General features: G+C 24.1%; 26 protein-coding genes. 3 read left to right on the top strand and 23 right to left on the bottom strand.

Annotated features, from left to right (window positions below; translation table 11 throughout):
• Positions 1-10 precede the first annotated feature (10 nt).
• Positions 11-970: an NAD(P)-dependent oxidoreductase gene (locus STAT_RS01795; protein WP_119305543.1), complete on the top strand. Its 960-nt coding sequence runs from the start codon at positions 11-13 to the stop codon at positions 968-970.
• 77 nt (positions 971-1,047) lie between these two features.
• Here STAT_RS01795 and STAT_RS01800 read toward each other — a convergent pair whose 3' ends face one another.
• The 3 genes from STAT_RS01800 to STAT_RS01810 all read right to left on the bottom strand — a co-directional run bounded on the left by STAT_RS01800 (position 1,048) and on the right by STAT_RS01810 (position 4,705).
• A complete protein-coding gene (locus STAT_RS01800) occupies positions 1,048-2,745 on the bottom strand; it encodes a diflavin oxidoreductase (protein ID WP_119305544.1) in 1,698 nt (565 codons plus the stop codon).
• A 199-nt stretch (positions 2,746-2,944) separates the two neighbouring features.
• Positions 2,945-3,862 (bottom strand): cysteine synthase A, encoded by a 918-nt coding sequence (gene cysK, locus STAT_RS01805; protein ID WP_119305545.1) that lies wholly within the window; start codon positions 3,860-3,862, stop codon positions 2,945-2,947.
• A gap of 18 nt (positions 3,863-3,880) precedes the next feature.
• Complete coding sequence (locus STAT_RS01810; protein ID WP_119305546.1) at positions 3,881-4,705, bottom strand: serine O-acetyltransferase; 825 nt, start codon at positions 4,703-4,705, stop codon at positions 3,881-3,883.
• A gap of 270 nt (positions 4,706-4,975) precedes the next feature.
• On the opposite strand from STAT_RS01810, the gene STAT_RS01815 reads away from it, so the two are divergent.
• Positions 4,976-6,220: an NADP-dependent isocitrate dehydrogenase gene (locus tag STAT_RS01815; RefSeq protein ID WP_119305844.1), complete on the top strand. Its 1,245-nt coding sequence runs from the start codon at positions 4,976-4,978 to the stop codon at positions 6,218-6,220.
• Positions 6,221-6,231: 11 nt separating this feature from the next.
• On the opposite strand, the gene STAT_RS01820 is transcribed toward STAT_RS01815, so the two are convergent.
• From STAT_RS01820 to menB, 5 genes are read right to left on the bottom strand one after another with little or no spacing between them, the layout of a single operon-like run.
• A complete protein-coding gene (locus STAT_RS01820; protein ID WP_119305547.1) occupies positions 6,232-7,281 on the bottom strand; it encodes an acyl-CoA synthetase family protein in 1,050 nt (349 codons plus the stop codon).
• A 3-nt stretch (positions 7,282-7,284) separates the two neighbouring features.
• Positions 7,285-8,361: an enolase C-terminal domain-like protein gene (locus STAT_RS01825; protein WP_244273551.1), complete on the bottom strand. Its 1,077-nt coding sequence runs from the start codon at positions 8,359-8,361 to the stop codon at positions 7,285-7,287.
• 20 nt (positions 8,362-8,381) lie between these two features.
• Entirely contained in the window at positions 8,382-9,068 is a 687-nt protein-coding gene (locus tag STAT_RS01830; RefSeq protein ID WP_119305845.1) for a metal-dependent hydrolase, read from the bottom strand.
• Between the two features lie 14 nt (positions 9,069-9,082).
• The gene (menA, locus tag STAT_RS01835; RefSeq protein ID WP_119305548.1) at positions 9,083-9,988 is read right to left on the bottom strand and encodes a 1,4-dihydroxy-2-naphthoate octaprenyltransferase; all 906 of its coding nucleotides are present in this window, start codon (positions 9,986-9,988) and stop codon (positions 9,083-9,085) included.
• Positions 9,985-10,809, bottom strand: coding sequence for a 1,4-dihydroxy-2-naphthoyl-CoA synthase (menB, locus tag STAT_RS01840; protein WP_119305549.1), 825 nt, complete (start codon positions 10,807-10,809; stop codon positions 9,985-9,987). Before menB ends, menA begins: the two co-directional genes overlap by 4 nt.
• A gap of 68 nt (positions 10,810-10,877) precedes the next feature.
• On the opposite strand from menB, the gene STAT_RS01845 reads away from it, so the two are divergent.
• Positions 10,878-11,288 carry a hypothetical protein gene (locus STAT_RS01845; protein ID WP_119305846.1) on the top strand — a complete coding sequence of 137 codons (411 nt, stop codon included), beginning with the start codon at positions 10,878-10,880 and terminating at the stop codon, positions 11,286-11,288.
• On the opposite strand, the gene STAT_RS01850 is transcribed toward STAT_RS01845, so the two are convergent.
• The 15 genes from STAT_RS01850 to rpsH all read right to left on the bottom strand — a co-directional run bounded on the left by STAT_RS01850 (position 11,262) and on the right by rpsH (position 20,984).
• Positions 11,262-12,533 (bottom strand): SLC13 family permease, encoded by a 1,272-nt coding sequence (locus STAT_RS01850; protein ID WP_119305550.1) that lies wholly within the window; start codon positions 12,531-12,533, stop codon positions 11,262-11,264. The genes STAT_RS01845 and STAT_RS01850 overlap by 27 nt on opposite strands.
• A gap of 39 nt (positions 12,534-12,572) precedes the next feature.
• The gene (eno, locus tag STAT_RS01855) at positions 12,573-13,862 is read right to left on the bottom strand and encodes a phosphopyruvate hydratase (RefSeq protein WP_119305551.1); all 1,290 of its coding nucleotides are present in this window, start codon (positions 13,860-13,862) and stop codon (positions 12,573-12,575) included.
• Complete coding sequence (gene rplQ, locus STAT_RS01860; RefSeq protein WP_119305552.1) at positions 13,855-14,295, bottom strand: 50S ribosomal protein L17; 441 nt, start codon at positions 14,293-14,295, stop codon at positions 13,855-13,857. The genes eno and rplQ overlap by 8 nt, the downstream gene beginning before the upstream one ends.
• A 7-nt stretch (positions 14,296-14,302) precedes the next feature.
• On the bottom strand, positions 14,303-15,331 hold the full coding sequence (locus tag STAT_RS01865) for a DNA-directed RNA polymerase subunit alpha (RefSeq protein ID WP_119305553.1): 1,029 nt from the start codon (positions 15,329-15,331) through the stop codon (positions 14,303-14,305).
• 26 nt (positions 15,332-15,357) lie between these two features.
• Positions 15,358-15,969, bottom strand: a complete 612-nt coding sequence (gene rpsD, locus STAT_RS01870) for a 30S ribosomal protein S4 (protein ID WP_119305847.1) — start codon at positions 15,967-15,969, stop codon at positions 15,358-15,360.
• Between the two features lie 23 nt (positions 15,970-15,992).
• Positions 15,993-16,388 carry a 30S ribosomal protein S11 gene (rpsK, locus tag STAT_RS01875; protein ID WP_119305554.1) on the bottom strand — a complete coding sequence of 132 codons (396 nt, stop codon included), beginning with the start codon at positions 16,386-16,388 and terminating at the stop codon, positions 15,993-15,995.
• A gap of 4 nt (positions 16,389-16,392) precedes the next feature.
• Complete coding sequence (gene rpsM, locus STAT_RS01880) at positions 16,393-16,773, bottom strand: 30S ribosomal protein S13 (RefSeq protein ID WP_119305555.1); 381 nt, start codon at positions 16,771-16,773, stop codon at positions 16,393-16,395.
• An 88-nt stretch (positions 16,774-16,861) separates the two neighbouring features.
• On the bottom strand, positions 16,862-16,978 hold the full coding sequence (rpmJ, locus tag STAT_RS01885; RefSeq protein ID WP_119305556.1) for a 50S ribosomal protein L36: 117 nt from the start codon (positions 16,976-16,978) through the stop codon (positions 16,862-16,864).
• A 29-nt stretch (positions 16,979-17,007) separates the two neighbouring features.
• On the bottom strand, positions 17,008-17,223 hold the full coding sequence (infA, locus tag STAT_RS01890; RefSeq protein WP_119305557.1) for a translation initiation factor IF-1: 216 nt from the start codon (positions 17,221-17,223) through the stop codon (positions 17,008-17,010).
• Positions 17,224-17,271: 48 nt separating this feature from the next.
• Entirely contained in the window at positions 17,272-18,657 is a 1,386-nt protein-coding gene (gene secY / locus STAT_RS01895) for a preprotein translocase subunit SecY (RefSeq protein ID WP_119305558.1), read from the bottom strand.
• Between the two features lie 10 nt (positions 18,658-18,667).
• Entirely contained in the window at positions 18,668-19,147 is a 480-nt protein-coding gene (rplO, locus tag STAT_RS01900) for a 50S ribosomal protein L15 (protein WP_119305559.1), read from the bottom strand.
• Positions 19,137-19,646: a 30S ribosomal protein S5 gene (gene rpsE / locus STAT_RS03095; protein ID WP_179947856.1), complete on the bottom strand. Its 510-nt coding sequence runs from the start codon at positions 19,644-19,646 to the stop codon at positions 19,137-19,139. The genes rplO and rpsE overlap by 11 nt, the downstream gene beginning before the upstream one ends.
• Positions 19,647-19,649: 3 nt before the next feature.
• Complete coding sequence (gene rplR, locus STAT_RS03100) at positions 19,650-19,970, bottom strand: 50S ribosomal protein L18 (protein WP_179947857.1); 321 nt, start codon at positions 19,968-19,970, stop codon at positions 19,650-19,652.
• Positions 19,971-20,001: 31 nt separating this feature from the next.
• On the bottom strand, positions 20,002-20,547 hold the full coding sequence (gene rplF, locus STAT_RS01910; RefSeq protein ID WP_119305560.1) for a 50S ribosomal protein L6: 546 nt from the start codon (positions 20,545-20,547) through the stop codon (positions 20,002-20,004).
• A 53-nt stretch (positions 20,548-20,600) separates the two neighbouring features.
• Positions 20,601-20,984 (bottom strand): 30S ribosomal protein S8, encoded by a 384-nt coding sequence (gene rpsH / locus STAT_RS01915; protein ID WP_119305561.1) that lies wholly within the window; start codon positions 20,982-20,984, stop codon positions 20,601-20,603.
• Between the last annotated feature and the right edge of the window lie 13 nt (positions 20,985-20,997).

Here is a 20,997-nt window from a genome sequence, read left to right on the forward strand (position 1 = left end):
TAATTAATATATGATAAAAAAAATTTTAATTTTGGATAAAAACCATCCTTTTATTATATATAAGTTAAAAAAAAAAGGATTTATTTGTGATGAAAATTATAATGATTCAGCAAATCAAATTAATTTATCTTTGTATGACGGCATTATTTTAAGAAATAGATTAAAAATAAATAAAGAATTTATTGAAAAAGCTATAAATTTAAAATTTATAGCTCGTATTGGATCTGGAACAGAAAATATAGATAAAAATTATGCTATAAAAAAAGGAATTACTTTAATTTCTTCTCCAGAAGGAAATAAAGACGCAGTAGCAGAACATGCTATAGGAATGCTTTTATGTATAATGAATAATATTATTCGTTCACATCAACAAATTGTTACAGGAAAATGGAGTAGAGAAATTAATAGAGGTATAGAAATTATGGGAAAAACAATAGGTATTATTGGATATGGAAATACAGGAAAAGCTTTTGCAAAAAAATTATCAGGATTTAATCCTAAAATAATATGTTATGATATCTTACCTAGAGTAGGAGATTTTTATGCAAAACAAGTAAATATGTCTACAATTTTTAAAAAATCAGATGTAATAAGTTTACATGTTCCCTATACAAAAAAAACAAAGGGAATGATAAATTATAATTTTATAAAAAAATTTAACAAACCTTTTTATTTAATAAATACTTCTCGTGGAGGGTGTTTAGTTACAAGTCATTTAGTAGAAGCATTAAAAAATGGAAAAATAAATGGAGCATGCCTAGATGTATTGGAATATGAAGATTTTTTTTTCAAAAATATTGATTTAAATCAAAATTTTCGTAAAATTTTTTTTTATCTTATTCATTCTAATAAAGTAATATTTACACCTCATATTGCAGGATGGACTAAAGAATCGAAATCAAAAATGGATAATAAAATTGTGGAAAAAATTATTTTTTTAAGTCAAAAATTAAATAAAATAAAATTATAGTTTTATTATTTTTTGTTAAAAATAATTTACTATCTTTTTTTATAAAATTCAACTTAATAAAATAAGTTATATCTATATTAATATACATCTTTTAAATATCTTCCTTCTTTTTTCATTTTTTTTAGAAAAAGATTGGAATCGCATTTTCCTATTTTTTCTATAACGCGAGAAATTATTTTTTCTACATCTACACTCATAGGGGTTTTATTTCCACAAATAAAAACATAGGCTCCATTTTTTATCCATGAAAAAAATTCTATTCTATTCTCCCATATTTTATCTTGGACATAGATTTTTTTTTCCTGATCCCTAGAAAAAGATAAAATAACACGATAAAGATTTCCTTTTATTTCCCATTTTTGGATTTCTGTTTTATATAAAAAATCTGTATTAGAATGTTGATCTCCAAAAAATAACCAATTTTTACCTGATGCTTTTGTTATTTCTCTTTCATATAAAAAAGAACGAAAGGGAGCAATTCCAGTACCAGGTCCAATAAGAATTATGTTTTTATCAGGAGTTGGAAGTTTAAACATTTTATTTTTATAGATAAAAAAAGATAATTTATCTCCAATTTTAAGTTTGGACAAAAAATCAGAACAATGCCCATATACAGTTTCTCTATTATTTAATTGAAAATAATGACGAGATACAGTAATATGGATTTCATTTTTATGAGCTGTAGGAGAAGAAGAGATAGAATATAATCTAGGTTTTATGGGTTCTATATTTTTTATCAGATCTTTTAAAGAATATTCATTTTTTATAGGAAATTTTATTAAAAGATCAATAAGTTTCCATTTTCTATCTAAAGAAATATTTTTTATCCCCGATAAAAAAGAATATTTTTTTACAAAATCGTCAGATAAAAAAAGGATATTCAATTTTTTTTTCAGAAGATTAAATATTTTATTTTTTTCTTTATATTCATATTCTTCGAATTCTTTTTTCCTATTTTCCTTCATATACTTTATAATATAATTTATTTCCATAGAAGGATTTTCAGGAAAAATTCCTATAGAGTCTCCAGGAGAATATTCAATTTTATTTGAAACAAAAATTTCAATATGATGAACCTCTTTATTCGAGCCCTCTTTTTTATCATTTAAAATTATGTTATTTAAAATTTTTCCATATACTTTCTGATTTTTATTTTCTGCATATTCCACGTGAATTTCATTTTTTTTTTTAAAAAAACTTAAAATTTCTGAAAACCATTGATTTGCCTGAATTTCATAATCTACATTACATTTATATAATGGAATAATTCTTTTTGCTCCTATATTATGTAAACATTTATCTATATCTTTTCCTGCTTTACAAAAATGAGTGTAGGATTTGTCCCCCAACGCTAATACGCTATATTTCACATTTTTTAAAAATAAATTTTTATTCTTATGAATAAAATTAAAAAAAGATCTTGCAGAATAAGGAGGGGCTCCTTCTCCATGTGTACTTATTATAATAAAAAAATAATCTTCTTTTTCTAAATTTTTCAAACAATATTGATCTAGATTGATCAATTTCATTTTTAATTTTTCTTTTTTAGCTTTTTCATAAATATCAAAAGCTAAGTTTTTAGCATTACCTGTTTCTGTTCCATAAACTAACGTAATTTTTTTTTCCTCTTCTTTTATTTTAATCTCTTTGAAATCTTTTTTTTCTTTTTTATAAAAAAATAATCCAGATATATAACCACATATCCATATTATTTCTTCTTTAGAGCATTCTTGCATTAATTTAGAAAATGTTTTATTATTTGATTCAGATAACATTTTAATTATTTTATATAAGTATTTATACCATAAAATTATTTATAATAATTTAAGATTTCTTTCTTTATATTCGAAAAACTGTATTTTATTATTGAATATTTTCGATTATATGTATATGTTTATAAAACAATTTAGATTATTTCATTTTTTGATCAAAATCATAAAAAATTAATTATCGATATTTTATAAAAAATATTTTTTATCCTTTACAAAAAAGATTATCAACCGATAAATATCTTTCCCCAGTATCATAATTTACTGTTAAGATTGTGGATTTTTTTGAAAAATTAGATAATTGTTTTTCTATAGCAGATACTGAAGCTCCAGTAGAAATTCCAACAAGAATTCCTTCTTTTTTCGCTATCTTTCTAACATAATGAAAAGCTTCTTCTTTAGAAACTAAAAAAGTTCCATCTAATATTTTTACATTCAAAATAGATGGAATAAAACCAGCACCTAGTCCTTGTAAAGCATGAGAATTAGGTTTTCCTCCAAATATCACTGGTGATTCTATAGGTTCTACAGAAAATATTTTTATATTCGGAAACTTATTTTTTAATACTTCTCCTATTCCAGTAATATGACCTCCAGTCCCCACTCCTGTAATGAAATAATCTATCCCTTTAGGAAAAGTGTTAATTATTTCTCTTGCCGTTGTATTTTTATGTGTATCTGGGTTTGAAATATTATCAAATTGTTTAGGCATCCAAGAATTTGGAATCGTGTTAATTAATTCTTCTGCTTTTTGAATAGCTCCTTTCATTCCATCTTCTTTTGAAGTCAAAACAAATTTTGCTCCAAAAATAGAAAATAATTTTCTTCTTTCAATACTCATAGATTCTGGCATAACTAAGATCAGACGATATCCTTTTACAGAACAAACCATAGCTAATCCTATTCCTGTGTTTCCAGAAGTAGGTTCTATAATAATATCTCCTTTGTGAATAATTCCTTTTTTTTCTGCATCTTCTATCATAGATAAAGCTATTCTATCTTTTATGCTTCCTCCAGGATTATTTTTTTCCAATTTTATCCACACTTGATGATTAGGAAATAATCTTTTAAGACGTACATGAGGCGTATTTCCGATAGTTTTTAAAATGCTATCAACTTTCATTTTTTTTTTTTTTTTGAATTATATCATAAAATTAATGGGGTCAGGAAAAGGACTATTATTTCTCATTTTAATTTCATTTTTTTGATATACTATAGAAAAAGGAGGGATACTTTTTGTAACCCAAACGTTCCCCCCAAGTACACTATCATGTCCTATTATAGTCTCTCCTCCTAAAACAGTTGCTCCAGCATAAATTGTAACTTTATCTTCTATTGTAGGATGACGTTTTGTATTTTCTAATTTTTTAGCTACATAAATAGCTCCTAAAGTTACCCCCTGATATATTTTTACTTTATCTCCTATTTTTGTACTAGAACCTATTACTATCCCTGTTCCATGATCAATAGCAAAAGCCTTTCCTATTTTTGCAGATGCATGAATATCCACTCCAGTTTTACTATGTGCATATTCTGTAATTAATCTTGGAAGAATTGGAATTTTTTGAATCCATAATTGATGTGCAATTCTATATAAAGCCGTTGCAAAAAAACCGGGATAAGAAAGAAAAATTTCTTCTATAATTGTAGCTGCAGGATCAGATTTTAATATTGCATTAGCATCTATTATCAATGTTCGATAAATATTAGGAACTTCCTGAAAAAAAGCTTGAGTAAGGTTATAAGAATCTTTTTTATTTATATTCAATTCAATAAAAATTTCATATAAAAGTTTTTTTAATTTTTCGTATTTTTTACGAAAAAATACAACATCATTCAAAATATCCTGATTAGGAGTAAATAAAGTATGAAATAATGTTTTCACAAAATTTTCAGATTTACTCTTATTAGGATAAATACCTTTATTTCTATTATTTTCAAGTATAGTTTTTAAAAAATCTAACATTATTTATTTTATTTTATTGAATCATAAATACATAAAGAAGAAAATCCTATAAGAAGGAATATTTTTTTGTAAAATATTTTTATTATAAATTTTATATGATTTCTCAAAAAAATTATATATTTTTTTATCTACTTTATCACAAAATAAAAACCCTTCGAGTAATTCAAAGGGATGATAGGTTAATTAATTACATTCAATAAATAGTTACGTAAATATAAGAATTTCTTTTTTTTAAAAAACATATTATATTATAAAAAATTTTTGGAAATTATGAAAAAAATCAAAGTTTACAATCCTATAGTAGAAATAGACGGAGATGAGATGGCAAAAATTATATGGAAATATATAAAAACATATTTCATTCTTCCTTATTTAGATATAAATATTATTTATTTTGATTTAGGAATAGAAAATAGAAATATAACAAATGATCAAATTACTATAGATGCTGCTTATGCTATAAAAAAGTATAATGTAGGAATTAAATGTGCTACAATTACACCAGATGAAGATAGAATGAGAGAATTTCATTTAAAAAAAATGTGGAAATCTCCAAATGGAACTATTAGAAATATTGTTAATGGAACTATTTTTAGAGAACCTATTATAGTAAAAAATATTCCTCGTTTGATTTCAAATTGGACTAATCCTATATGTATCGCTAGACATGCATATGCTGATCAATATGAAGCCATAGATTTTATGGTTAAAGAAAAAGGAATTTTATATATTTCTTTTATTCCAGATGATAAAAATAAAAAAAATCAATCAATAAAATTTAAAATCCATCATTTTACAGATCCTGGTATTGCCATGGGCATGTATAATACAGATAAGTCTATCTATGGATTTGCTCGTTCTTGTTTTAATTATTCTGTATATAAAAAATGGCCTTTATTTTTATCTACAAAAAATACTATTTTAAAAGCATATGATGGTAATTTTAAAAAAATATTTCAAAATGTATATGAAAATGAATTCAAATCAAAATTTGAAAAATTACAAATTACTTATGAACATCGTTTGATTGATGATATGATTGCAAAAACAATTAAATCAAATGGAAAATTTATATGGGCTTGTAAAAATTATGATGGAGATGTATTATCGGATTGTATAGCACAAGGATTTGGTTCACTAGGAATGATGACCTCTATTTTACTTACTCCAGATGGAAAAACTTTAGAATCTGAAGCTATTCATGGAACAATTACTAGACATTATAGATTGCATCAAAATGGAAAAGAAACATCTACTAACCCTATTGCTTCTATTTTTTCTTGGACTAGAGGCCTTAGACATCGTGCCATTTTAGATAAAAATTTAGATTTGAAATCCTTTTCGGAAAATATGGAAAAAGCATGTATAGATTTTATAGAATCTGGAAAAATGACCAAAGATTTATTTCAATTATCTAAACAAAATGAAGAAAAAAATAACTATTTGAATACCAAAACTTTTCTTAAAGAACTCAAAATATTTTTTGATAAAAAAATAAACAAAAGAAATACATAATAATATATTTATTATGTTTTTAATAGTTTTTTCATAATTTCTTTTCTCCTAAATTTACTCAATAAATTTTTCGTAAAATGAGATATAAAAAAAATATTTTTTGGTTTATAAAATTTTTTGTTTCCATTAAAAATGGAATCTGGAATATGCAATGAAAAAGGCTTTCCTTCAATAACTAATACTATTTTTTCTCCTAAAATTTTATCTGGAATTGAGGATATAAAAAATCTTTTTTCATAAGGAATAAAAAAACTAATTTCTTTTTCTATTAATTCAGGAATAATTTTAATTCCACCACTATTAATTACATTGTCATATCTACCTATCCAAGTAAATGTATTTTCAGATATCATATGAACAATATCATTTGTTTGAAGAAATGAATCCATACAACATGTAGAAAAAATTTTCAAGCAATTCCTATCGTCTACACTTAAAATGATATCTTTAAATGATTTATAAAAAGTAGATCTGTTAGATCCATTGACTTTTTTCATAGCTATGTGGCCTGAAGTTTCTGTCATACCATAAGTAGCATAACAAATTGTTGAAATATTTTTCAATTTTTTTTCTAAAAAAATTGAAATAGAATATCCTCCTATTAAAACGATTTTAATATATTTCAAATATTTTAAACTAAAAAAAACTTGTACAGGAACCATTGATGTGATATCAAAATATTCTTTAATATTTTTTAAAGGATTAGATGATGGAGGAGTACAATATATTTTCCATTTAAAAATAATAGCACGAACTAAAAACATTTTAGATGCTATAAAATCTGGAGACAAACATAACAATCCTTTAATTCCTCTTTTTTTATTAAGTTTTAAAAATTCTACAGTTCTTACAGCTCTTTTATACATATGTTCTTTACGTAAAGAAAGAATTTTAGGAATTCCTGTTGTTCCAGAAGATAGAGATAATATTATAGGTTTATTATTAAACCAATCTTTTAAAAAAGAAAAAATAGATTTTTTCCAATTATTATTTTTTTCATTTTGTTTTTTTAAAATAAAAGAAGAAAATATTTTTTCTTTTGAAGAAAAATCGATCCACATTTTTTATTTTAATAATGTTTCTATTTTCCATTTTATAAATGGATTATACCAAATAATCCCTTTCTTTATTTCTAAAGGAGAAATCCAATTTTTTGGATATAGCTCTCCTGTATTTAATCCATGTGTATTAAAATTATTATATTTTTTCTGCATTATAAAGGTCCATTGAGCAATCGCATTAATTCCGATATTACTCTCTAAAGAAGAACTAATATACCATTTTATTTTTCTTTTATTAGCTTCCAGTATCCATTCTTCAGATCCAAAAAATCCACCATTTATACTAGGTTTTAGTATAATATATTGAGGACTAATAATATCCAATAATTTTTTTTTTTTTTTTAATTCATAAATATTTACTAATTCTTCGTCTAATCCTATAGGTAATTTTGATTTTTTACATATTTTTTCCATATCCTTCCAGTTTCCAGATAATATGGGTTGTTCTATTAAATCAATAATTCCTAAATCATAAAATTTATTTAAATAATAAAAAACTTTTTTAGTTTTTTTAAAACAACCATTTGCATCTAAACGTATTTTTATAAATGGATATTTTTTTTTTATTTTTTTTAAAATAAGATATTGGTCATCAATAAATTTTATATTTATTTTCATTTTTATCAATGAAAAACCTTTAATAATTTGATCTTCTATTTTTTCTATTGCGTATTTTTTTTCTTTTTTAAAAGAATTTAACCAAATTAAACTATTTATAGAAATTCCCTTTCTACCAGAAGTAAATTCAGAGTGGTATAATATAGGAAACTTATTTTTTAAGCTTAAAAAAGCTTGTTCTAATCCAAATAAAATAGATGAATAAGAAATATGTTTATAATAAAAAGAAATTTCTATCTTCTTTAAAAACAGAATTTTTTTGGAAATATTTTTTAATTCCAATTCAAATTTTTTTAAGTTTTTTAAAGCAAATTGATCTAATATTGGATTACACTCTCCTATTCCTATTTTATTTTTTTGTGTTAAAATAATAAACCATATAATATTTTTTTGAAATATTCTATTAGAATTAAATATTTTTTTTTTAAAAAAAAATATTTGTTTTTTTAAAAAACAATTCAATTTCTAAATTTTTTCATTCATTAAACACATATAGTTTTTCCTTTTTCTAATAAAATTAATTCTTTCCCTTTTTCAAAAAACTTTTTTTTTGCTTTTTCTTGATCAATTTGAATATCTTCAAAAGTATCATAATGAACTCCTAATATTTTTTCAGATTTCAAAAAATTTGAAGCAATAATAGCTTCTTCTATATCCATAGTATATTTCCCTCCTATTGGTAAAATAGAAAGTTTTAATTTTCCAAAATAAGGAATAAGTTTCATTTCATACATAACAGATGTATCTCCTGATAAATATAGATTTCCTTCATCTGTATGTAAAAGGAAACCTCCTGGATTTCCTCCATAAGTACCATCGTTAAAAACACTAGAATGAGTAGCCCAAGTATATTTTAATTTTCCAAAAGGAAATGAGACAAAAGAACCATAGTTGATTCCATATGTTTTTATTCCTTTTTTGTAAAAGAAATTAGATATTTCATAATTAGAAATAACTAAAATATCATGAAAATTACGTGAAAATAATTCTACATCGGATACATGATCGTAATGTGCATGAGTTAATAAAATATAATCTATTTTTGGAAAAAATTTTAAAAAATTTATATTGTTATAAATAGGATTTCCAGAAAAAAAAGGGTCTATCAATAAATATTTTTCATGTATTTCTAATATACATGTACTATGAGAAAAAAAGGTAATTTTCATATAATAATTTTTTTTTAATTTAAAAAACAAATTCCTATACTAAATCCATATAAAAAAATAAGTATCACTAATTTTTTCAATTCTAAATCAAATATTTTATTTTCTTTTATAAAAATTATATTTCGAACATGCAATATCAAAAAGATAAAAATAAAAATAAAAAAAAAACATTGGCAAACAGTTTTTTTATTCAAAAAAATAAAATATCCTCCTAAAAATATTGATATTAATATAATAAATGTATGATATAATTTAGCATATTCTATCCCCAACCATACAGGTATAGTATATTTTTTGTTTTCACGGTCATTATCCAAATCTCTCATATTATTTAGATTCAAAACTCCTACGTTTAAAAAACCTATAGATAAAGAAAGAAAAAATATATCCATAGATAAAATATGTGTATACAAAAAATAACTTCCTTCCACTGAAAGAATTCCAAAAAAAATCATAACAAATAAATCTCCCATTCCTGTTATATATCCATATGGACGAGATCCAATAGAATATCTTATTGAACTATATATACATACTAGAATTCCTAAAAAATAAATAAAAAAAATTAAAATATTTTTCCATAAAATAGTCTGAAAAAGCAAAAAAAGACCAGAGAAAAAAGATAATACAGAAAATATAAAAATAGCTTTTTTCATTTCTGATAAAGAAATTAAACCACATTGAATTGTTCTTTTAGGACCTATTCGTCTAAAATTATCTACTCCTGTTATACTATCTCCATAATCATTTGCAAAATTTGCTAAAATTTGTAATAATAAAGCAGTAGTAATACTTAGAATATAAGTAATTATACTTACGTTTTTTCTAGATTGAGAAATAAAAAAACTCAAAGTTATTCCAGAAAGAGATAAAGGTAAAGTATGAATACGAGCTGCACTAATCCAATATTTTAATTTCATAAAAATTTCGTAAATTTTTTAAAATTTGGAGTTCTTTTTTCTAAAAAGGCTTTTTTTCCTTCTTGAGATTCTTCCATTAAATAAAACATTAAAGTAGCGTCTCCTGTTAATTGCATTAAACCATGTTGTCCATCCAATTCAGCATTTAAACTTCGTTTTATCATTCTTAAAGACATTGGACTTCTTTTCTGTATAATTTTACACCATTCTATAGTTTTTTTTTCCAATTCCTTTTTCTTTACTACTTTATTGATCAATCCCATTTCTAAAGCTTCTTTAGCTGTATATTCTTTACATAAAAACCACATTTCTCGTGTTTTTTTTTGTCCAATATGACGAGCTAAATATGAACATCCAAATCCACCATCAAAAGAGCCAACTTTTGGACCTACTTGACTAAAAATAGCATTATCAGAGGCTATTGTCAAATCACAAACAACATGTAAAACATGCCCTCCTCCTATTGCATATCCATTAACCATAGCTATAACCGGTTTAGGAATTTCTCTTATTTTTTTATAAAAATCTAAAATATTTAATCTTGGAATTCCATCTTTACCTAAATATCCACCCATTCCTCTTGTAGTTTGGTCGCCTCCAGAACAAAAAGATTTTTCTCCAGATCCAGTTATAATTAATACATCTATATCATTTCTATTTCCACATATATCTATAGCATCTATCATTTCATTAACTGTTTCTACACGAAATGCATTATGACACCATGGTCTATTAATCTCTATTTTAGAAATACCTTCTCCAAAAAAAAATAAAATATCTTCATATTTTTTAACAGATATCCAATTTATACTAGAATTCATAATAAAAAAATTAAAAATTGATGTTTATTTTTATTATACAAAATAACAAAAAAATATATTTTCATGTTATGTACCAAAATATATTATTTATATCTACAGGAGTTTTAATAAGTATTATAGAAATGATTTTTTTCATAAAATTTATGAAAAAATGGTTTTCGGAAATACAATTTATTCCATTAAAAAAATTTCAGTATCTTTTAACTGAAGCTCCTACTGAATTTTTTATAGTTTTAATTTTTTCTTATGCTTCTAGTGCATTATTAGGAAGTATGATAACTGCTTTCTTTATAAAAAATGCGAAAAAAGCTTATGCTATATTAACTGGATTTATTTTATTTATCATTACATTATTTCATATGTTTTTTTATCCATTTCCATTATGGTTTAAAATAATAATACATCCTATTCTTTTAATTTTTTCATGTATAGGAGGAAATATTATAGAATTTTTACAAAGAAAAAAATGGATAAATTAATAAATAAATAAATCCAGACATATATCCTATTAAAGCAATCCAACTTATTTTTTTTAAATACCAAAAAAAATCTATTTTTTCCATACTCATAGCCGATACACCAGAAGCAGATCCTATAAGAAGAAGGCTTCCTCCTGTTCCAGAAACATAAGCAATAAAATGCCATAAATCATGATTTATGGGATAAGAAAACATATTTATAGTAGCGGCTACTAAAGGAACATTATCTATAATAGAAGAAATTAATCCAAATAAAAAAATTGTAATTTTCCATGTAAAAACAGTTTCATTAATCCAATGAGATAAACTATATAATTTTCCTATAGATTCTAATGAAGAAACAGAAAGTAAAATACCAAAAAAAAATAAGATACTAGATATATCTACTTTTTTAAGTATTTCATCTAAAATAGATTGATCTCTATATTTCTTAGAAACTATAAAAAGCATAATTCCTAAAGAAAACATTATTCCCATATACGGAGGAATTCCAATTATAGTTTTAAAAAATGGAACAAGCAACATTAAAAATAAACCTAACTTTAACATAAAAAAACCTCTACTTAGATAATATTTTGATATATCATTTTTTTTTATTTGAATATTTCCATTAAAAATAGGCATATAAGATGCTATTAAAGTAGAAATAAACATACATAATACAGATGGAATGAATAATTTTTTTATAAGAGAAGTTGTAGTTACTTTATTAGAAATCCATAACATAGTTGTTGTTATATCTCCAATTGGAGACCAAACTCCTCCTGCATTAGCAGATATAATAACTAAACCTAAATAATATAAACGATTTTTGTAATTAGAAATCGTTTTTTTCAAAATGGAAATTAAAACCATAGTAGCTGTAAGATTGTCTATTATAGCAGATAATAAAAAAGAAACTATACTTATAATCCATAAAAATTTTCGTTTTGTATTCGTGAAAATTAATTCTTTAATAGCTTCAAATCCAGAATATCTTTCAATAATAGCAATAATAGACATAGCTCCAATAAGAAAAAAAACAATTTCAGATACTTTTCCTAGATGAAATAATAATAAATATTTAGAATCTTTTTTTAAAATTAAATGTTTTCCTAATTCATATTCATATACAGGAATATCTAAGAATATAATTAAAGACCAACAAATAACGGCCATCAAAATAGATGGAATAACTTTATTTACAGAAATATAATTTTCAATAGTAATCAATAGATATCCAAAGATAAAAATTAAGATTATCATTGATTTTATATTTCCCTATTATTCTATATTGATGAATATTTAACTCCATTTTGAATAAAATGAATATTTTCCAAGTGTATTTTCAATACGTAATAATTGATTATATTTTGAAATTCGTTCGGAACGACATAAAGAACCTGTTTTAATTTGTTCAATATTAAATGCAACAGAAAGATCTGCTATAAAAGAATCTTCAGTATCTCCAGAACGATGAGAAATAATACTTTTATATTTATTTTTTTTAGCTATATTAATTGTTTCAATTGTTTCTGTTAAAGTTCCTACTTGATTAAGTTTAATTAAAATAGAATTTGCAATTTTTTCTTTTACTCCTTTATTTAATCTTTTTGCTTGTGTAACAAAAATATCATCTCCAACTAATTGGATTTTATCTCCCATTTCGTGAGTCAGTAATTTCCATCCTTCCCAATCATTTTGATCCATTCCATCTTCAATAGATATAATTGGATATTTTCTAATTAAATAAGATAAATAACGAACGTGTTCTTCTTTTGATTTTATATTGGTTTCTTTTTTTGATTTTTTAAAATGTGAATAATCGTATTGATTATTTTTATAAAACTCAGAAGCTGCACAATCTATAGCTATTGCTATTTGATCATAAGGTTCATAATTTGCTATATGTATAGCTTCTAATATAGTATCTAGTACTTCTTCAATTCCATTATCAAAATTAGGAGAAAAACCACCTTCATCTCCTACATTTGTAGAAAAACCTTTTTCATCTAAAATATTTTTTAAATGATAAAAAACTTTATGACCCATTTGAAGTGCTTCTATAAAAGAATTTGCTTTTACAGGAACTATCATAAATTCTTGAAAAATTATAGAAGAAATATTTGAATGTTTTCCTCCATTTACAATGTTTATTAAAGGAATGGGAAGTGAATAGGTATAAACCCCTCCTATATATTTATAAAGAGGAAGATTTAATTCATTAGATGCTGCTTTTGCAGTTGCTAAAGATACAGCTAAAATAGCGTTAGAACCCAATCTTTTTTTGTTTATTGTTCCATCTAATTTTAACATTAGTTGATCAATACAAATTTGATCTAAAATAGATTTTCCAATCAATTCAGGAGCAATAATGTCATTAACATTTTGAATTGCTTTTAATACTCCTTTTCCAAAAAAAATATTTTCTTTATTATCACGTAATTCAAAAGTTTCATATTTTCCTACTGATGTTCCAGACGGAACAGAAGCACGTCCTAATATGTCATTTTCTGTTATCACATCCACTTCTACAGTAGGATTTCCTCTAGAATCCAATATTTGTCTAGCTTGAATACTTTTAATTTTACTCATTATTCAATTTTTTATTTTTTTTCTTACTTCTTCTTATTCTTATAGACTTTTTTTCTTTTTTATGAGTATAAATTTTATTGAAATCTACTAATTCTATAAGAGAAAGAGAAGCATGATCGCCAGTACGGAATCCAATTTTAATTATTCTAGTATATCCTCCAGTACGTTCTCGTACTTTTTGAAAAGTATCTTTAAATAATTCTGATACCGCTATTTTATCTTTTAAATATGAAAAAATATTTCTTTTAGAATGAGTAGTATCAATTTTTGATTTTGTAATAATAGGTTCCACATATTTTCTCAAGGCTTTTGCTTTAGCTAAAGTAGTAAAAATTCTTTTTTTTTTGATAAGAGAAGAAGCTATATTAGAAAGAAGAGATTTACGATGTCCATATTTTCTTCCTAAATGATTATTCTTATTTCTATGATTCATTAATAATTTAGTATGTGTTTGTTTTTTCTTTCAATTTTTTTAACTGAAATTCTTCTATATTCATTCCAAAATATAAACCTTTTTCTTTCATTTTATTTTCTAATTCATCTAAAGATTTTTTTCCAAAATTTCTCATTTTCAACATATCGTTCCTTTTGCAACTTACTAAATCTTCTATAGTTGTTATAGAAGCAGATTCTAAACAATTTTTTGTACGAACAGAAAGATCCATATCATTTAATTTTGATTTTAACAATGCTCTAATTCTAACAAATTCTTCGTTATGTTTTTTATCCTTATTAATTTTTTCTTGTTTTTTTTCTCCTATTTTATCATAAGAAAATATAGAAAAATATTGAATTAATATTTTAGAAGCCTCCATTAAAGCTGATTTTGGACAAATAGACCCATCTGTTTTAATCTCTAATGAAAGATTTTCAAAATCTGTTTTTTGTCCTACACGACAATTTTCTATTGTATATTTCACATTTTTAATAGGAGTAAAAATAGAATCTATGGAAATAGATTCTATTGAAGAAACTTCACAATTTTTATTTTTCTTATTTTCTTCTGCAGGAACATAACCTCTTCCTTCTTCAATAGTAAAACTTATTTCTAAAGGAATTGATTCATCTTTATGACAAAGGATTAAATCTTCATTTAAAATTTGAAATCCAGAAATAAATTTGTTTAAAATTTTTCCTGTTACTTTTTTTCCATAATTTATGGAAGCATTTACAACCTCTTTACAAGTTCCTGATATTTTTTGTTTAAAACGAAATTTTTTAAAATTTAAAACTATTTCAGTTACATCCTCAATTACTCCTTTTATAGTAGAAAATTCATATTTAATTCCTTTAATCTTAATAGAAGTAACTGCAAATCCTTTTAAAGAACCTAATAAAACTCTTCTTAATGCATTTCCCAATGTAATCCCATATCCAGGCTCTAAAGGTTTTAAATGAAAAACTCCTTTTTTATCTGAAAATTCAGATATTGTAATTCTATCAGGTTTTACAAAATTTAGAATAGCCATTTAATTTACTACTTACTTTACTATATTTATTTTGAATAAAATTCAACAATTAATTGTTCTTTGATATTTTCTGGAATTTGAATTCTTTTAGGAATCATTCTAAACATCCCAAACATATTTTTTTCATCTAAAACTAGCCATTCTACTAATGGTCCTGTTTTTTTATTATATATGGAATTTAATATAACAGGATGTTTTTTAGATTTTTCCTTAATTTCTATTTTATCCCCTGGTTTTAATCTAAAAGATGGAATATTCACTATTTTATTATTAACGATGATATGTCTGTGAGAAACAATCTGACGAGCAGAAGATCGAGATGGAGCGAATTTTAACCTAAAAACTATATTATCTAAACGACTTTCACATGCTTGCAATAATAACTCTCCAGTTATTCCTTTTTTTCTTGAAGCCTCAAAAAATAAACTTTCAAATTGTCGTTCTAATATTCCATAAGTATATCTTGCTTTTTGTTTTTCTATTAATTGAATAAAATATTCTGAACGTTTACCTCTACGACGATTATTTCCGTGTTGTCCAGATGGATATTTTCTTCTTTCAAAATATTTATCTTCTCCGTAAATACATTCTCCGAATCTTCTAGAAATTTTAGTTTTAGGTCCTATATATTTTGCCATAATTTTTTTATCTTGAAAAAATATCAAACTCTCCTCCTTTTAGGAGGACGACAACCATTATGAGGTAATGGAGTTATATCCTTTATTATCGTTACTGTAATTCCAGAATTACTTAATGCACGTATAGCTGCATCTCTTCCTGCGCCAGGTCCTTTAACTTTAACTTCTACTTTTTTAAGCCCAGCATTTAATCCTTTTTTTGCTACATTTTCTGCTACCATTTGAGCTGCATATGGTGTATTTTTTTTAGAACCTTTAAAATTCATTTTTCCAGCAGAAGACCATGCTATCACATCACCTTTTTTATTTGTTAAGGTTATAATAATATTATTAAAAGTAGCTTGAATATGAGCTTCCCCTAAAGAATCTACGATAACTGATTTCTTTTTGTTATTTTTCGCCGATGATGATTTTACCATATTATTATTTTGTGATTTTTCTCTTATTTGCTACCGTTTTCTTTTTTCCTTTTCTAGTTCTACAATTATTTTTTGTTTTTTGTCCTCTTAATGGTAAGCTTTTTCTATGTCTAGTACCTACATAACATCCTATATCCATTAATCGTTTGATATTAAGTTGTATTTCAGACCTTAATTCTCCTTCAATTTTTACGTAATCAGATATATGTTTTCTAATCTTACTAATATCATCATCAGACCAACTTTTTACTTTTTTATTTTCATCTATTCCAATAGAACAAAGTATTTTTTTTGATAAACTTCTCCCTATTCCATAAAGATAAGTAAGACCAATAACGCCTCTTTTAGATCTTGGAAGATCTATTCCAGATATTCTTATAGACATAATAGTATAACACAATAATAAATTGTTTATTTTCTTTTATTTTATTTACCTTATTTTTCCTTATTTTTACCTTTTACCACTATTGCCCTTACCCTTGTTTTTGTTTAAATCTAGGATTCTTTTTATTAATAATACGAAGTCGTCTTTTTCTTCTAACTATTTTACAATTATCAGTTCTTTTTTTCAAAGATGCTCTTGTTTTCATAAATGAAAAAATTTAATTTTATTATATGATTAATATCTATAAGTTATTCTTCCTCTTTCTAAATCATAAGAAGACATTTCCAATCTTACTTTATCTCCTGGCAAGATTTTTATGTAATGCATTCTCATTTTTCCTGAAATATGAGCTTTAACAATACATCCATTTTCTAGTTCTACACGAAACATTGCATTTGGAGATGAATCAATAATAATTCCATCAACCTCAATATGCTTTTGTTTAGCCATATTAAATTTTTTATATAATTTACACAAAAAATTATTATCCAATACAATTTATCTACTACTACGATATTTCATCATCATTAGTCCATCATAATGATAATTTAAAAGATATATATTCACTTGTTGTGATATATCTAAAATTACACCTACTACAATTAATAATGAAGTCCCTCCATAAAATAAAGCAAAATTTTGAGTAAATCCTATACGAAAAACTATAGATGGAAATATGGCTATTATTGCCAATAAAATAGCTCCAGGTAATGTAATGATTGATAAAACATGATCTATATATTCAGAAGTTTCTTTTCCAGGTTTAATTCTAGGTATATGTCCTCCATTTCTTTTTAAATCATTAGCCATTTGATTTACTGGAATAGCAATAGCTGTATAAAAAAAAGTAAAAACTATAACTAATATAAAAATAGTTAAATTATACCATAATCCATAAATATCTTGAAAAAGATAAAAAAAATTTCTAATTTTCATGTTTTTTATATAATTAGAAAAAGTTAATGGAAACAACATAATAGCTTGAGAAAATATGATAGGCATAACACCAGCTGATGTCATCTTTAATGGAATATATTGATGTTTTTTATGAATTAAATGAGAATGATTTAAGTCTAAACTCCCCGAATACTTATAATGAGATACATATTGTACTGGAATTTTTCTAATTGCTTGAATAATTATAACAGAAAATAAAATAACTAATAACCATAACAAAAATTCAAAAAATAAAATTATTAAACCTCCATTTCCAATTTCTAATCTATTAAAAACTTCTTTTCTTATAGCATCTGGAAAGCGTGCTATGATTCCGGACATAATAATTAAAGAAATCCCGTTTCCTATTCCTTTATCTGTAATTTTATCTCCTAACCACATAGTAAATAAAGTTCCTGAAGTTAAAATTATTATCCCTATAGTCCAAAATAAGCTTTTTCCATAAAAAGTATTTAAATCGATTAAATAAGTAGCTTTGGAGGAATGAAAAGGAATAAATTGTTGAGTTAAAGAAATAAGATATACAGGTGCTTGAATGAAACATATAAGGACAGTTATCCATCTAGTAATAAAACTAATCTGTTTTCTTCCACTTTCTCCATCTCTTTGTAATTTTTGTAAATAAGGAATAATTATACACATTAATTGTATTATAATAGAAGCAGATATATAAGGCATAATACCTAATGCAAAAACTGATGCACGATTAAAGGCCCCTCCTGTAAAAGAAGATAAAATTTGCATTAACCCCTTAGAGCTTGAATGAAACTTTTCTACAAAATCACTAATTCCCAAAGGATTAATTCCTGGAATAGGAACATAAGCACCGAAACGGTATACTAATAATAAAATTAAAGTAATTCCTATCTTTTTTCGTAATTCTTTTACGTTCCAAATATTGAAAAAAGCTATTATAAAATTATTCATAATATTATTATTACATAAATATAGCTTTTCCCCCTATTTTTTCTATGGAAGACAAAGCTTTTTTGCTAAATTTATGTGCATATACTTTTAATGAATTATGAAGTTCTCCTCTTCCTAAGATTTTGATAAGATCATTTTTTCTAGCTAAATTATTTTTTAAATAAAATTCTTTATTGACAACATTATTTTCTTGTTTTTTATTAATCTTATTAATACAGTTTTGTACTGTATCTAAATTAATTACAACAATTTTTTTTTTTTTAATATTTTTCTTAAATCCAAATTTTGGGATTCTTTTATGAAGAGGCATTTGTCCACCTTCAAATCCTTTTTTTTTAGAAAAACCAGATCTAGATTTTGCTCCTTTATGTCCTCTTCCACAAGTACCTCCTTTTCCTGAACCCTGTCCTCTTCCCAATCTTAATTTTCCTTTTTTAGACCCTTTGTTTGGATGTAAATAACTAATACTTAAATAATTTTTATCCATCATATACTTTTTTTATAGTAATTCCTCTTTGTTTTGCTATAAGATAAACATCTCTCATAAAGCTTAAGGCTTTAATTGTAGCTTTTATAACATTATGATGATTAGAGGATCCTTTAGATTTAGATAAAACATTCCGTAATCCTACGGCTTCAAGAACAGCTCTTATAGGCCCTCCAGCAATTATTCCTGTTCCATCAGAAGCTGGTTTAATAAGAATACGTGCTCCTCCATATTTAGATTCTTGTTCATGAGGAACCGTTCCATTGGAAATATAAACTTTACAAAGATTTCTTTTTGCTTGTTCTCCAGCTTTATGGATAGCATCAGGAGCTTCTTTAGATTTTCCAAAACCATAACCTACTATTCCGTTTTCATTACCTTTAATAACAATAGCACTGAAACTAAAATATCTTCTCCCTTTAGTAACTTTACACACTCTTGTTACTCCAATTAATTTTTCTTTTAATTCTGATCCTATATATTTTATTTTTTTTTCATGCATATTTTAAAAATCTAATCCTATTTTTCTAATCCCTTTAGCTAAAGATTTAATCCTACCATGATATAAATATTTTCCTTTATCAAATACTAATTTTTGTATGTTTAATTCTTTTATTCTGATTCCTAATAATTTTCCTACTTCATATGATGATTCTATTTTATTTTTTTTGTATTTACTAATTTTTTTTTCTCTTGAGGAAGATGAAACTAAAGTAGTTCCAGATAAATCATCTATAATTTGTGCATATATCTCTTTATTGCTTCTAAATACAGAAATCCTAGGTCTATCTTGAGTTCCAAAAATTTTTTTATTTTTTTTTTTCATTTTAATTTATTTCTAATAAAAAAAAATTATTTTAAGCAGATTTTCCTGCTTTTCTTCGAATTTCTTCTCCAAAATATCTTATTCCTTTTCCTTTATAAGGTTCTGGAACTCTGAAAGTTCTAATTTTTGCCGCTATTATTCCTAATAATTGTTTATCATAAGATTTTAAAATAATAAAGGGATTTTTTCCTTTTTCAGATTGAATTTCTACATTTATTTCTTTAGGAAGCTTCATCATAATATTATGAGAAAAACCTAAATTTAGGTCTAAAATTTCTCCATTATAATAGGCTTTATATCCAATTCCTACTAATTCCAATTTTTTTTGAAACCCTTTTGAAACTCCCATGATCATATTATTAATTAATACATGATATAATCCATGTAAGGATTTTGATTTTTTATTTTCTTGATTTCTGGTAATTAATAATTTATTTTGATATAAATTCAATTGAAAATTTTTTGAAATTTTTTGACTTAAACTACCTAAAAATCCTTTTACGAATATTTCGTTATCAACAATTTTTAAATTTACATTTTTAGGAATAAAAATGGGTTTTTTTCCAATTCTAGACATTTTTTTAATTTTTAATTAATTAAATAATAAAAAATAAAATTATTAATTAATAATCAATATATATAACATAATATCTCTCCTCCTATTTTTTTCTTTTTTGCTTGTTTATCTGTAATAACTCCACTAGAAGTAGAAATGATAGCAATACCTAATCCATTCAATACTCTAGGTATACTTGTATATTTACAATATTTTCTTAATCCTGGTTTACTAATTCTAATAATTTTATGAATTACAGGTGTTTCTTTTTTATAATACTTTAAAGCTATTTTAATTATTTTTTTGTTTTTTTCTATTTTATAATCTAAAATATATCCATTTTCTAATAAAACACGAAGAATTTCTCTTTTTATATTAGAAAATGGAACTTCAAGGAGTTTATGTTTAACCAAACTAGAATTACGAATTCTAGTTAAAAAATCCGCTATTACATCCATATATAATAATATA

Origin of the sequence: Blattabacterium cuenoti STAT, from assembly GCF_003573915.1 — a bacterium.
Classification (GTDB): Bacteria; Bacteroidota; Bacteroidia; order Flavobacteriales; family Blattabacteriaceae; genus Blattabacterium; species Blattabacterium cuenoti_A.